The organism is Mycobacterium sp. PO1 (assembly GCF_017312405.1).
Lineage (GTDB): Bacteria > Actinomycetota > Actinomycetes > Mycobacteriales > Mycobacteriaceae > Mycobacterium.
This window is the reverse complement of sequence record NZ_BLTG01000023.1, coordinates 62,693-76,073: the sequence shown is the minus strand read 5'-3', so window position 1 is coordinate 76,073 and position 13,381 is coordinate 62,693. Positions and strand designations below refer to the sequence as shown.

Annotated in this window: 13 protein-coding genes; 7 read left to right on the top strand and 6 right to left on the bottom strand. The window is 67.9% G+C overall.

Translation table 11 applies throughout. The annotated features are described in order from the left end of the window. The 5 genes from secD to J3476_RS10860 form a co-directional block, all read left to right on the top strand. The coding region (gene secD / locus J3476_RS10880) for a protein translocase subunit SecD (protein ID WP_207066499.1) at positions 1-1,208 on the top strand (1,208 nt) is incomplete at its 5' end. 3 nt (positions 1,209-1,211) lie between these two features. Then, the gene (gene secF, locus J3476_RS10875; protein ID WP_207066498.1) at positions 1,212-2,504 is read left to right on the top strand and encodes a protein translocase subunit SecF; all 1,293 of its coding nucleotides are present in this window, start codon (positions 1,212-1,214) and stop codon (positions 2,502-2,504) included. Positions 2,505-2,509: 5 nt separating this feature from the next. Continuing rightward, a complete protein-coding gene (locus J3476_RS10870; RefSeq protein ID WP_207066497.1) occupies positions 2,510-4,168 on the top strand; it encodes an ABC transporter substrate-binding protein in 1,659 nt (552 codons plus the stop codon). Beyond that, positions 4,165-4,749: an adenine phosphoribosyltransferase gene (locus J3476_RS10865; protein ID WP_286182879.1), complete on the top strand. Its 585-nt coding sequence runs from the start codon at positions 4,165-4,167 to the stop codon at positions 4,747-4,749. The genes J3476_RS10870 and J3476_RS10865 overlap by 4 nt, the downstream gene beginning before the upstream one ends. 40 nt (positions 4,750-4,789) lie before the next feature. Beyond that, on the top strand, positions 4,790-7,159 hold the full coding sequence (locus J3476_RS10860; RefSeq protein WP_207066495.1) for a bifunctional (p)ppGpp synthetase/guanosine-3',5'-bis(diphosphate) 3'-pyrophosphohydrolase: 2,370 nt from the start codon (positions 4,790-4,792) through the stop codon (positions 7,157-7,159). 110 nt (positions 7,160-7,269) lie between these two features. Here J3476_RS10860 and J3476_RS10855 read toward each other — a convergent pair whose 3' ends face one another. After that, entirely contained in the window at positions 7,270-7,794 is a 525-nt protein-coding gene (locus tag J3476_RS10855; protein WP_207066494.1) for a helix-turn-helix domain-containing protein, read from the bottom strand. 59 nt (positions 7,795-7,853) lie between these two features. Here J3476_RS10855 and J3476_RS10850 point away from each other — a divergent pair, with 59 nt between their 5' ends. Next, a complete protein-coding gene (locus J3476_RS10850; RefSeq protein WP_207066493.1) occupies positions 7,854-8,192 on the top strand; it encodes a hypothetical protein in 339 nt (112 codons plus the stop codon). Positions 8,193-8,465: 273 nt separating this feature from the next. Here the strand turns inward: J3476_RS10850 and ehuA are convergent, their stop codons facing one another. The 5 genes from ehuA to J3476_RS10825 all read right to left on the bottom strand — a co-directional run bounded on the left by ehuA (position 8,466) and on the right by J3476_RS10825 (position 12,553). After that, positions 8,466-9,230, bottom strand: coding sequence for an ectoine/hydroxyectoine ABC transporter ATP-binding protein EhuA (gene ehuA, locus J3476_RS10845; protein ID WP_207066492.1), 765 nt, complete (start codon positions 9,228-9,230; stop codon positions 8,466-8,468). 1 nt (position 9,231) lies between these two features. Next, positions 9,232-9,891, bottom strand: a complete 660-nt coding sequence (gene ehuD / locus J3476_RS10840; protein WP_207066491.1) for an ectoine/hydroxyectoine ABC transporter permease subunit EhuD — start codon at positions 9,889-9,891, stop codon at positions 9,232-9,234. Continuing rightward, positions 9,888-10,610: an ectoine/hydroxyectoine ABC transporter permease subunit EhuC gene (ehuC, locus tag J3476_RS10835; RefSeq protein WP_207066490.1), complete on the bottom strand. Its 723-nt coding sequence runs from the start codon at positions 10,608-10,610 to the stop codon at positions 9,888-9,890. Before ehuC ends, ehuD begins: the two co-directional genes overlap by 4 nt. 4 nt (positions 10,611-10,614) lie before the next feature. Beyond that, a complete protein-coding gene (gene ehuB / locus J3476_RS10830; RefSeq protein WP_207066489.1) occupies positions 10,615-11,508 on the bottom strand; it encodes an ectoine/hydroxyectoine ABC transporter substrate-binding protein EhuB in 894 nt (297 codons plus the stop codon). Positions 11,509-11,647: 139 nt separating this feature from the next. Then, positions 11,648-12,553: a peptidylprolyl isomerase gene (locus tag J3476_RS10825; protein ID WP_207066488.1), complete on the bottom strand. Its 906-nt coding sequence runs from the start codon at positions 12,551-12,553 to the stop codon at positions 11,648-11,650. A 117-nt stretch (positions 12,554-12,670) separates the two neighbouring features. Here J3476_RS10825 and J3476_RS10820 point away from each other — a divergent pair, with 117 nt between their 5' ends. Further along, positions 12,671-13,360 (top strand): MBL fold metallo-hydrolase, encoded by a 690-nt coding sequence (locus J3476_RS10820; protein WP_207066487.1) that lies wholly within the window; start codon positions 12,671-12,673, stop codon positions 13,358-13,360. Positions 13,361-13,381 lie beyond the last annotated feature (21 nt).

Here is a 13,381-nt window from a genome sequence, read left to right as displayed (position 1 = left end):
CGCCCACCCCGACACCGGGTCCCTCACCGAGCCCGGCGCCGCCGGGTCCCGCGCCGCAGACGCCGGGCAACTCCGCCGAACCCGGTCAGCAGGACGCCCCGCTGGCCACCCGGATCCAGGACGAGAAGCGGCTGCGCCAGAGCAGCGAGCAGGCGATCCAGATCCTGGCGATGCAGTTCCAGGCCACCCGCTGCGGTGACGAGGACGTGCTGGCAGGCAACGACGACCCCAACCTGCCCCTGGTCACCTGCTCGACCGACGGCAACGAGGTCTACCTGCTCGACAGCTCGATCATCAACGGCGAGCAGATCGCCAACGCCAGCTCCGGACTGGACACGCAGCGCGGCGAATACGTCGTCGACGTCGAGTTCAAGAGCGACGCGGCCAAGACGTGGGCGGACTTCACCGCGGCCAACGTGGGCACCCAGACGGCGTTCGTGCTGGACTCGCAGGTGGTCAGCGCCCCGCAGATCCAGGAGCCCATTCCCGGTGGGCAGACCCAGATCACCGGCCAGTTCACCCAGGACACGGCGCGCGAGCTGGCCAACGTCCTCAAATACGGCTCGCTCCCGTTGTCGTTCGAGTCGTCGGAAGCAGAGACGGTGTCGGCCACGCTGGGCTTGTCGTCGCTGCGGGCCGGCCTGATCGCCGGTGCGGTCGGATTGGCGGCGGTGCTGCTGTACTCGCTGCTGTACTACCGCGTGCTGGGCCTGCTGGTGGCGCTGTCGCTGGTGGCCTCGGGCGCCATGGTCTTCGCCATCCTGGTCCTGCTGGGCCGCTACATCGGCTACACGCTGGATCTGGCCGGGATCGCCGGCCTGATCATCGGTATCGGTATGACCGCGGACTCGTTCGTGGTGTTCTTCGAACGAATAAAGGACGAGATCCGGGAAGGACGCTCGTTCCGGTCGGCGGTGCCGCGAGGCTGGACCAGGGCCCGCAAGACGATCCTCTCCGGCAACGCGGTGACGTTCCTGGCCGCCGCGGTGTTGTACTTCCTGGCCATCGGCCAGGTGAAGGGCTTCGCCTTCACCCTGGGGCTGACCACGATCCTCGACGTGGTCGTCGTGTTCCTGGTGACCTGGCCGCTGGCCTTCCTCGCCTCGAAGTCCACGACGATGGCCAAGCCGGCGCTCAACGGGCTCGGAGCCGTCCAGCAGATCGCACGCGAACGCCGAGCGGCCGCGCACGCGGCGGGACGGGGCTGAGGCATGGCCAGACGTCAGCGAACCAACGACAGCGTCGACACCCGGGCCACCGGAGTCGAGGCGCCCGACCTGGAATCGGGCGCCGGAGCGCCGCGCCGCAACTTCTTCGTGCGGCTCTACACCGGCACCGGCGCGTTCGAGGTCATCGGCAAGCGCAAGCTCTGGTACGGCATCAGCGGCGGCATCGTGCTCATCGCGCTGGCCGCGATCCTGTTGCGCGGCTTCACCTTCGGCATCGACTTCGTCGGCGGCACGAAGGTGTCGTTCCCGCGGGGTGAGGGTCAGGCCACCACGCAGCAGGTCGAGACGGTGTTCACCGACACGGTGGGCGCGCCCCCGGAGTCGGTGGTGGTCGTCGGCAGCGGCGACTCGGCGACGTTCCAGATCCGTTCGGAGACACTGAGCAACGACGAGGTCATCGCGCTGCGCGGCGCGCTGTTCGACGCCTTCCAGCCCGTCGGCGCCGACGGCACCCCCAGCCCGGAGGCGGTCAGCGATTCGGCCGTGTCGGAGACGTGGGGCGGTCAGATCACCCAGAAGGCTCTGATCGCGCTGGTGGTGTTCCTGGTGCTGGCGGCCATCTACATCACGGTGCGTTACGAGCGGTACATGGCGATCGCCGCGTTGACGACGCTGCTGTTCGACCTCGTCGTCACGGCAGGGGTCTACGCCCTGGTGGGCTTCGAGGTCACCCCGGCCACCGTGATCGGCCTGCTCACGATTCTGGGCTTCTCGCTCTACGACACCGTGATCGTGTTCGACAAGGTCGAAGAGAACACCGAGGGGTTCGAACACACGACCCGGCGCACGTTCGCCGAACAGGCCAACCTCGCGGTCAACCAGACCTTCATGCGCTCGATCAACACCAGCGTGATCTCGGTGCTGCCGATCATCGCGCTGATGGTCATCGCGGTGTGGCTGCTGGGCGTGGGCACCCTGATGGACCTGGCGCTGGTGCAGCTCGTCGGCGTCATCGTGGGCACCTACTCGTCGATCTTCTTCGCCACACCGCTGCTGGTCAGCCTGCGTGAGCGCACGGAACTGGTCAGCAAGCACACCCGGCGGGTGCTCAACCGCCGCGCGACTGCCGCGGCGAAGGCCGCCGGCGGATCGGGAAGTGACGACGCGGCCGGCCTCGGCGCCGACGAGGACGACGACGCCCAGCCGGCCTCGGTGTCGGCCTCGGCGGCGCCGAGCATCCCGCCCGACAAGCCCGCCCCCGGCGCGCGCCCGGTGCGTCCCACCACGAGCAGGACCGGGCGGCCTTCGGGTAAGCGAAGCCCCCGGAACCGGTAGCCGGGATGGCCCGACGCAGGGCGCGACGCGTCACCGTGGCGGCCGTCGTGCTGTGTCTGCTCGCCGGCCCGGCCCTGGCGTCCTGTGCTGACCAGGCCGCCGACTCCGTCGACTACGCCGTCGACGGTGCGTTGGTCAGCTACAACACCAACACCGTCGCCGGAGCCGCCTCCGGTGGCCCCCAGGCGTTCGCCCGGGCGCTGACCGGGTTCACGTATCACGGCCCGGAAGGGCAGATCGTCGGCGACCACGACTTCGGAAGCACCAATCTGGTCGGCCGCAACCCGCTGGTGCTCGACTACGAGATCAAACCGGAAGCGGTGTATTCCGACGGGAAACCGGTGACGTGTGACGACATGGTGCTCGCGTGGGCGGCGCAGTCCGGGCGGTTCCCGGCCTTCGACGCGGCCAGCCGCGCCGGTTACACCGACATCGCCACCGTCGAGTGTGTGCCGGGTCAGAAGAAGGCTCGGGTGTCCTTCGCCCAGGACCGGCCGTTCACCGACTACGGGCAGCTGTTCACCGCGACCTCGCTGATGCCGGCCCACGTCCTGGCCGACGAGCTCGGCCTCGGCGACGGCGGGGTGACGCGGGCACTGCTGGACAACGACGGTCCGGTCGTCGAGCGCATCGCTGCGGCGTGGAACACCGTCTGGGATCTGACGCCGGATGTGGACCTCGCCCGGTTCCCGTCGTCGGGTCCCTACAAGTTGGACTCGGTGTCCGCCGACGGCTCGGTGGTGCTGGTCGCCAACGACAAGTGGTGGGGCACCATGCCGATCACCGGGCGCGTCGTGGTCCATCCGCGCAGCTCGGACATGCAGGACCGGGTGGACGAGGGCGCTTATGACGTGGTCGACATCGCGTCGGGTTCCCTGGGCACGCTGAACCTGCCCGATGACTATCAGCGATCCGAATCGGCCTCGGCGGGCGTCGAGCAGCTCCTGTTCGCCCCGCAGGGACCGCTGGCCGCCGTGCCGGCGCGACGCGCGGTGGCCCTGTGCACTCCGCGCGACGTCATCGCCCGCAACGCCGAGGTGCCGGTGGTGAACTCACGGCTCAACACGGCCACCGAGGACGCCTACGGCGCGGCCGAGACGACCCCCGAGGCCGGCGAGTTCGCCGTCGCCAATCCCGACGCCGCGCGTGCCGCGCTGGGCGGGCAACCGTTGACGGTGCGGATGGGTTATCAAACCCCCAATGCCCGCCTCGCCGCGCTGGTCGGCGCGATCGCGCGCTCCTGCGCTCCCGCCGGCATCACCGTCGAAGACGTTGCCGGCGCGGACACGGGGCCACTGGCGCTGCGCAACAACGAGATCGACGTCCTGGTGGCCGGGACCGGGGGCGCAGCCGGCAGCGGGTCGTCGGGATCCTCGGCCGTGGACGCGTACACGCTGCACAGCGCCAACGGCAACAATCTGCCGCGGTACGCCAACGAACGCATCGACGGCATCATCTCGACCATCGCGGTGATCAACGACCCGAAGGAGATCGCGAGGTTGCTCGCCGAGGCGGCGCCGATCCTCTGGGGGGACATGCCGACTCTGCCGCTGTACCGTCAGCAGCGGACCCTGGTCACCTCGACGAACATGTTCGCGGTGAGCGCGAATCCGACACGATGGGGAGCCGGGTGGAACATGGACCGCTGGAAGTTGAGCCAGTGAGCGGCTCGGAGCTCTCCCCGGTGCCTGAGGTCTCCGGCAATTCCGACGCCCCTGACGTCTCTCGGGTCTCCGGGGTCATCGCGTCCCTGCTGCGTGAGGTGCCCGATTTTCCCGAGCCGGGTATCCAGTTCAAAGACCTGACACCCGTGCTGGCCGACGCGCGCGGGCTGGCCGAGGTGAGCAAGGCCATCGCCGACGTCGCACGCGGTGCTGACCTGGTCGCAGGGGTGGATGCGCGCGGCTTCCTGCTCGGCGGCGCGGTCGCCCTCGAGCTCGGCGTCGGTGTCCTCGCGGTGCGCAAGGGGGGCAAGCTCCCGCCGCCGGTGCTCAGCGAGACCTACACGCTCGAGTACGGCACCGCCACGCTGGAAGTGCCCGCCGAGGGCGTCGAGCTCGCCGGGCGGTCGGTGGTCGTCATCGACGACGTGCTGGCGACCGGGGGGACCCTGGCCGCGACGCACGCGCTGCTCACCGCGGCGGGTGCACAGGTGACGCGGGCGGTGGTGATGCTCGAGCTGGCCGCCCTCGGTGGCCGGGCGGTGCTGGATCCGCTTGCGGTCACGAGCTTGTACACGGTCTGAACGGATATCCTGCCTACAGGACAGCCCCGGGAGGTGAACAATGGCCGGCGAGGTCAACACGGATCACCGCGCGAGCCAGGCCGGGCAGTCACCAACCCGGGCCGGTGCGGCGGGCCCTGAAACCCAGCCCATGGAGCTGCCGAAGCCCTCCACCAGCGCGTCCCGGCGGGTGCGGGCCCGGCTGGCCCGGCGGATGACGTCGCAGCGCAGCGCCGTCAACCCGGTGCTCGAGCCGCTGGTCGCCGTACACCGGGAGATCTATCCGAAGGCAGACCTGGCGCTGCTGCAGAAGGCCTATGACGTCGCCGAGCAGCGGCACGCCGACCAGATGCGCAAGTCCGGTGATCCCTACATCACCCACCCGCTGGCGGTGGCCAACATCCTGGCCGAGCTCGGCATGGACACCACGACGCTGGTGGCGGCACTGCTGCACGACACCGTCGAGGACACCGGCTACACGTTGGAGGCGCTGACCGAGGAGTTCGGCACCGAGGTCGGCCACCTCGTCGACGGGGTCACCAAGCTGGACAAGGTCGCCCTCGGCACGGCTGCCGAAGGCGAGACGATCCGCAAGATGATCATCGCGATGGCGCGTGATCCCCGCGTGCTGGTGATCAAGGTGGCCGACCGGCTGCACAACATGCGGACCATGCGCTTCCTACCGCCGGAGAAGCAGGCCCGCAAGGCCCGCGAAACACTCGAAGTCATTGCCCCGCTGGCGCACAGACTGGGTATGGCGACGGTCAAGTGGGAGCTCGAGGATCTGTCGTTCGCGATCCTGCATCCGAAGAAGTACGAGGAGATCGTCCGGCTGGTCGCCGACCGGGCGCCGTCGCGTGACACCTATCTGGCCAAGGTGCGCGCCGAGATCAACGCGACCCTGTCGGCATCGAAGATCAACGCCGTTGTCGAAGGCAGGCCCAAGCACTACTGGTCGATCTATCAGAAGATGATCGTCAAGGGCCGCGACTTCGACGACATCCACGACCTGGTCGGCGTGCGCATCCTGTGCGACGAGGTGCGGGACTGCTACGCCGCGGTCGGGGTGGTGCATTCGTTGTGGCAGCCCATCGCCGGGCGGTTCAAGGACTACATCGCCCAGCCCCGCTTCGGGGTTTACCAGTCGTTGCACACCACGGTGGTGGGTCCGGAGGGCAAGCCGCTGGAGGTGCAGATCCGCACCTTCGACATGCACAAGACCGCCGAATACGGCATCGCCGCGCACTGGCGGTACAAGGAGGCGAAGGGCCGCAACGCCGCCCCGCCCAGCCACGCAGCGACCGAGATCGACGACATGGCCTGGATGCGTCAGCTGTTGGACTGGCAGCGGGAGGCCGCCGACCCCGGCGAGTTCCTCGAGTCGTTGCGTTACGACCTTGCGGTGCAGGAGATCTTCGTGTTCACCCCCAAAGGTGACGTGATCACGCTGCCCACCGGGTCGACACCGATCGACTTCGCCTACGCGGTGCACACCGAGGTCGGACACCGCTGCATCGGTGCGCGGGTCAACGGCCGACTCGTCGCGCTGGAACGCAAGCTGGAAAACGGCGAAGTGGTCGAGATCTTCACCTCGAAGGCGCCTAACGCTGGACCGTCGCGCGACTGGCAGACCTTTGTGGTCTCCCCGCGCGCCAAAGCCAAGATCCGACAGTGGTTCGCCAAGGAACGGCGAGAAGAGGCGCTGGAAACGGGTAAGGACGCGATCGCGCGAGAAGTGCGTCGTGGCGGACTTCCGTTGCAGCGCTTGATGACTGCCGAGTCCATCGGCGCGCTGGCCCGCGAACTGCGTTACACCGACGTCTCGGCGCTCTACACCGCGGTCGGCGAGGGGCACGTCTCGGCCCGCCACGTGGTGCAGCGGCTGGTCGCCCAGATCGGTGGCGACGACGACGCTGCCGACGAACTGGCCGAGCGGTCCACGCCGGCAACCATGCCGGTGCGTCAGCGCAGCAGCGACGACGTCGGCGTCGCCGTCCCCGGCGCCCCGGGTGTGCTGACCAAGTTGGCCAAGTGCTGCACCCCGGTGCCCGGCGACAACATCATGGGCTTCGTCACCCGCGGTGGCGGCGTCAGCGTGCACCGCACCGACTGCACCAATGCCGCGTCGCTGCAGGATCAGTCCGAACGGATCATCGACGTGCAGTGGGCGCCGTCGCCGTCGTCGGTGTTCCTGGTCGCGATCCAGGTGGAGGCGCTGGATCGGCACCGGCTGCTCTCCGATGTCACCCGGGTGCTGGCCGACGAGAAGGTCAACATCCTGTCGGCTTCGGTGACGACGTCCAACGACCGGGTCGCGATCAGTCGCTTCACGTTCGAGATGGGCGATCCCAAGCATCTCGGCCATGTGCTGAACGTGGTGCGCAATGTGGAGGGTGTGTACGACGTCTACCGGGTGACATCGGCGGCGTGAGCCGCGGTGGGGCAGAAGCGGCGTGAGCCGCGGTGGGGCAGAAGCGGCGTGAGCCGCGGTGGGGCAGTGGCGGCGTGAGCCGCGGTGGGGCAGTGGCGGCGTGAGCCGCGTCATCGCGCCGGCATCAGCACCATGGTCAGTATCCGTTTCGTCCGGTCCCTGCCCGGCCCGTTTGTGGACAGGGGTTGGAGTAGTTCGGCGAGCTTGCGGCGCAACGTCGCCAGCTCGTCGTCCGACAGCCACAGTGCCATCTGAGTGAACGACACTCCGTCGCCTACCGGGTCGGGGTCGGCGTCATCGAGGTAGCGGTCGAAGTCTGCGAGCAGTGCCGCCGCATAGGCGGTGAAGGCGCGCCGGTGATCGTCGAGGCTGAGCGCGCGAGCCTCCGCAGCGCCGACGGACGCGCTGGGCAGATGCAGCGCGTACATGCGCTCGACGGTGCCCCGCACCGGCCTTTCGCCCGTGACGACGAGAACGCCGGCATCGGCCAGCATCGCGACGTGCCGGTACAGCGATGCGCTGGGCACATCCGTCAACTGCGATTTGAGCTGCTTGGTGGTCAGCGCGCTGCCGTCGAGCAGAGCCTGGATGATGCGGATGCGGATCGGGTGCAGGAGGAGATCGATCGACGGCATACCGCCATTATCGCCGGTGCTATTATTCTCATAAATGAGAATGATACAGGAGGCGGACAATGGCGAGGATTGCGCGGATCGGCGACGACGTGACGGTGCAGCTGGGCGTGTGGGAGAAAATTGCCGGTCTGCACGGTGACTTCCGGTTCCCTGTCTCGGCGATCACCGCGGTCGAGGTGGATCACGACCCGCTGTCGTGTGTGCGCGGCATGCGCGCGCCCGGTCTGCATGTACCCGGTCGCGTCAAGATCGGCACATGGCGACGCTCCGGCGCCAAGACCTTCGCCGTGGCGCGTCGTTCGACGCCGGCGGTGCGGCTGGACCTGTCCGGGCAGCCCTACGGCCGGATGGTCATCAGTGTCGCCGACGCAGCGGCGACCGCCGACAGCCTGCGCTGAAACCGGTGGGCGCAGTGATCGCCAGGGACTTTCGGCCGTAGGCGGCGGGCGTCCCCGGCCATAGCATTCGCTGCAGAAGCAGGTGCGCCGCCGTGGTGCGCCGCGTGATCGGTGGGAGGACCGCAGTGGGACGACACGTGGGTGATCGATACGAATGTCAGGAGTGCGGTGCGCGGTTGGTCTACGAGAAGGAATGTCCGTGCCCGCCCGAGATGGAACACAACGAGATCTGCTGCGAGAAACCGATGGTTCCGGTGCCGGCCACGAGTTGAGCTAACCGCGCTCCAGCACGGCGCGCAGAAACTCCCGGGTGCGCTCGTGGTCGGGGTCGCTGAACAACTTGTCTGGGGCCGCGTCCTCGAGGACCCTGCCCCCGTCGAACATCATCACGCGGTCGGAAACGTCACGGGCGAAGTTCATTTCGTGCGTCACGCACAGGAAGGTGATCTCGGTGGTGGTGGCGATGTCCTTGAGCAGGGCCAACACGCCGGTGACGAGCTCGGGGTCCAACGCCGAGGTGACCTCGTCGAGCAGCAGCACATCGGGCTGCATCGCCAGCGCACGCGCGATGGCCACCCGCTGCTGCTGACCGCCGGACAACTGCGCCGGGTGCGCGTCGGCCTTGTCCGCGATACCGACCATGTCGAGCAGTGTGTCTGCACGCTCCTCGGCTTCGGCGCGGGAAAGGCCCAGGGAGTGAATCGGTCCCTCCGTGATGTTCTGTCGCACCCGCATGTTCGGAAACAGGTTGAACTGCTGGAACACCATCCCGATGCGCTTGCGAACCCGGCGCTGGTATTTCTCGTCGGCGGGCACCTCCCGTCCGCGCCGGGTCATGTGGCTCAGGCAGTCGCCGCCGACGAAGATGCGACCCTCGCTGACCTGCTCGAGTGTCATCAACAGGCGCAGGATCGTCGTCTTACCCGAGCCGCTGGGGCCGATGAGGGTGACGAATTCGCCCGGCCGGACGGCGAAGTCGAGCCCGTCGAGCACGACATTGTCGCCGAATCTCTTGACGACATGCTCGAATCGGATCATGTCAGTGGCTGTATCGGACACGTCGCTCCATCCCTCGCACGAGTAGGGAAGCCGAGTAACTCAGCACCAGGAACAACACCCCGGCGATCGTGATCGGCTCCACGTAACGGAAAGCCCGCGAACCCAATTGGTTTGCCACTCCGACGATGTCGAGGACACCGATCATCAGCAGCAACGGCGTTTCCTTGAGCATCGAGATCGTGTAGTTGCCCAGCGCGGGCAACACGCGTGGGACCGCCTGCGGCAGGATGACCGCCGTCCAGGTGCGTAGCCGCGGCAGGTTCAGCGCGACGGCGGCCTCCCACTGGCCCACCGGCACCGCGTCGATGCCGGCGCGGTACACCTCGGCGCAGTAGGTCGCGTAGTGCACACCGAGCGCGACGACGCCCGTGGTCAACGGATCGAAGCGCACCCCGAAATCGGGCAGCACGAAAAAGAAGAAGAAGATCTGTACCAACAGCGGTGTGCTGCGCACCAGTTCGATGAAGGCCCACGCGGCGGAGCTGACGATGCGTATCGGCGAACGACGCAGCAACGTCAGCAGCAGACCCAGTGTGTAGGCCAGCGCAGAGCCCAGCACGGTCGCCAGCAGCGTGATCCGCAATCCGTCGACGACGATGTCGGGAAAGACTTCCCAGGCGTACTGCCAGTCCCAGATCACCGCTGCTCCACCCGGTCGCGACGGAACAACGCACGCACGGTGCGGCGCGGTGCCACCGGGCGACCGACCAGGGCGGCGGCCCAGCGTTCCAACAACCGCATCCCGGCGGTGATCAACACCGCCAGCGCCAAATAGAACAACAACACGATCGTCCAGATGGTCGCAGCCTGCGAGATGAACCGGTCGATCAGGACTTCCCTTGCCTGATAGGTCATCTCGTGGACCGTGATGATGGTCAGCAGCGAACTGCCCTTGAGCAGCTGGATGAACAGGTTGTTGAACGGCGGGACCATCTCCACCAGTGCCTGCGGCAAGATCACCCGCAGCATCCGCTGCCGCGGCGTCAGCGACAGCGCAACGGCGCCCTCGTACTGGGCGCGAGGCACCGACTGCACCGCCCCGCGCACGATCTCCGCGCCGTACGCGCCGAAATTCAGACCCAGCACGGCGATACCGGCCGCCAGCGGCACGATCTGGTATCCGACCAGGACCGGCAGCACGAAGTAGATCCACATCAGCTGCACGACTTCAGAAGTGCCCCGCCAGATCTCGACATAGACGCGGGCCAGGGCCCGCACCACACGCCACCGCGACAACATCGCCAACCCGAACGCGAAGGACAACACGGTCGCGATGACGATGCCGCCGACGGTGGCCTCCACGGTCAGGAGCAGACCCGCGGAGATGGTGTCGACGAACAGTCCGACGTTGTCGAACACCGGCTCAGCCGGCGGCGCAGAGCTGCGCGGTGCTCACATCCTCCGGCGGCACGTTGTCCTCGGTGAAGCCGAACGGCTCCACGATGCTCAGCCACTCGCCCGAACCGTGCAGTTCGTTGAGGTGGGTGTTGAATTCGTCGACCAGTTCGTCGTCGCCCTTACGGAACACGAACCCACCGGCTTGGATCTGTTCCTCACCGTCGATCACCGGGACGAAACCGTCGGTGACCTCGAGCGGCGCGCCGGGGTTGTCGGCGACCATGCGGCGCAGCGAGATGTCGGTCAGCGCTCCGGCATAAGCGCGGCCGTCGAGGAGCGCCTGCAGCATCTCCGGCTGGCCCTGGTACGGCTGGATGAGGTTGTCCGGGATGCCCATCGACTGGGCCACCGACTCCTCGACGGTTCCCGACAGCACCGCCAGCGGCACGCCCTTGGCCAGGACGTCCTCGAAGTTGTTCACCTGTTGGGGGTTGCCGGCGGGCACCAGCAAGGCAGTGGGGGTCACGTAGTCCACCGCGGAGAACTGGGCGTTCTCGCAGCGCTGCGGCAGGATCGCCATGCCGGCGGCCACCATGTCGTACTGGCCGGCGTTCAACGCCGGGATGAGCTGGCTGAACTCGACCTGGGTGGCGTCGACGTTGTCGATACCCATCGCGGAGAACACCGCTTTGGCGACCTCGGGTGCCTCGCCGGTGACCTCACCGCCCTCGGTGTAGCCGTACGGCACCTCGCCGGCGATGCCGACCTTCACGGTGCCGGCGTCCTGGATGCGCTGCAGGGTGCCGCCCTGCTCGTTGTCGGGGACCTTCGAGCAACTCGTCACGAGCGCCGCGCCCAGCACGGTCGCTGCGGTCGCCGCCCCCAGCCTGATGAAACTCCGTCGTATCGAATCGGCCATGACCCATCCCTCGTCGTTTTCGTATCCACACGTGCGTTTCGGGTGAACTTCAGCCAAACGAACGTATGCGTAAACGGGCGGGCGGGTCAAAGGGTCTCGACGCCCCCGAACCCGCTTGTGGGCGATTCGCGACCGGGTTTCAGTCCAGCTGGATGGACTCCACGACGACGTCCGCGGCGGGTGGGCCGTCCTGCCCGCCGCCTTGCACACCCTCGGCGGCGATCTTGTCCAGCGTGGCCAGACCGGTCTCGTCGATGGTGCCGAACACCGTGTACTGCGGCGGCAACTGCGAGTCCTGGTAGACGAGGAAGAACTGGCTGCCGTTGGTGCCGGGGCCGGCGTTGGCCATGGCCAGCGTGCCGCGCGGATAGACGACGGGCTGCATCAGCGCGGGGTCGTCGGGCTGGTACTGGGTGGTGGGGTACTCGTTGGCGAACTCGTACCCGGGGCCCCCGGTGCCTTCACCGGTCGGATCGCCGCACTGCAGCACCGACAAGGATTCGCTGGTGGTCAACCGGTGGCAGGGGGTGTCGTTGAAGTAACCCTGCTGGGCGAGGCTGGCGAAGCTGTTGACGGTGCACGGTGATTTGCCGTTGTCCAACTGCAACCCGATATTGCCCTGGTTGGTCTCCATGCTGGCGCTGACCTGGGCCGGCTCGGTGGGCACCTCGCCGGTGCGGGGCGGGTTGTTCGCCTTGCTGGCCTCCTGCGCGGCCGGGTACTCGCAGTTCTGCCCGAGTCCGTCCGGGGCGGTGAACTGAGGCAGGGCGGCGACTTCGCCCGGCTGCGGAGCGTCGAACGGATCCTGCTCGGGCGTCTGCCCGGTCGTCTCGGACGCCTCGGTCGACGACCCCGAGGCGGTGGAATCGGAATTGCCGGTAGTGAGGACGATGGTGGCAATCACGGCGCCGATCACGACCACCGCGGCGACCGCCGAGCCGACGATCGTGTATGTCCGGCGTTTGCGGTCCTTCTCGGCCCGTCGCTCGAGCTGACGCTCCAGCTTGCGCTTGGCTGTCGCCCGCCGTTGTTCGTTCGTCGGCACCCCGGGTCCCTCCTTGCAGTCGATCCGGTCGGCACCGAGTGTGCCAGTTCACGGCGAGTGAGGGCGCCGCGACCCTCGTGAACAGCGGTGCGACCTGGGCATGGGAAGCTGGGAGGCGTGTTGATCACCGGATTCCCGGCCGGCATGCTGGCGTGCAACTGCTACGTGCTGGCCCCGCGCCAGGGCGCCGACGCCATCGTCGTCGACCCGGGCCAGCGGGCGATGGGTCCGCTGCGCCGCATCCTCGACGAGAACCGCCTCACCCCGGCGGCCGTGCTGCTCACCCACGGCCACATCGACCACATGTGGTCGGCCCAGAAGGTGGCCGACACCTACGGCTGCGCCACCTACATCCACCCGGCGGACCGGTTCATGCTGGCAGACCCGATCAAGGGTTTCGGTGCGGGTTTTTTCGCCGGTGTCGGCCGGATAGCGGTGGCGGCGATGTTCCGCGAGCCCCGCCAGGTCGTCGAGCTGGACCGGGACGGCGACAAGATCGAACTGGGCGGCATCACCGTCGCGGTCGATCACACGCCGGGCCACACGCAGGGCTCGGTGGTGTTCCGGGTCGACGGCGGCGTGGAGAGCGGGCCCGAGTCCGTGGCCTTCACCGGTGACACCTTGTTCAAGCAGTCGGTGGGTCGCACCGACCTGCCCGGCGGCAGCGGCCGCGATCTGCTGGAATCGATCGTCACGAAACTGCTCGTGCTCGACGACGAGACCCTGGTTCTGCCGGGGCACGGCGAGAGGACCACGATCGGTCTCGAACGCCGCACCAACCCCTTTCTCGAAGGTTTGACCCCGTGACCGACACTTCTGCCAGTTCCT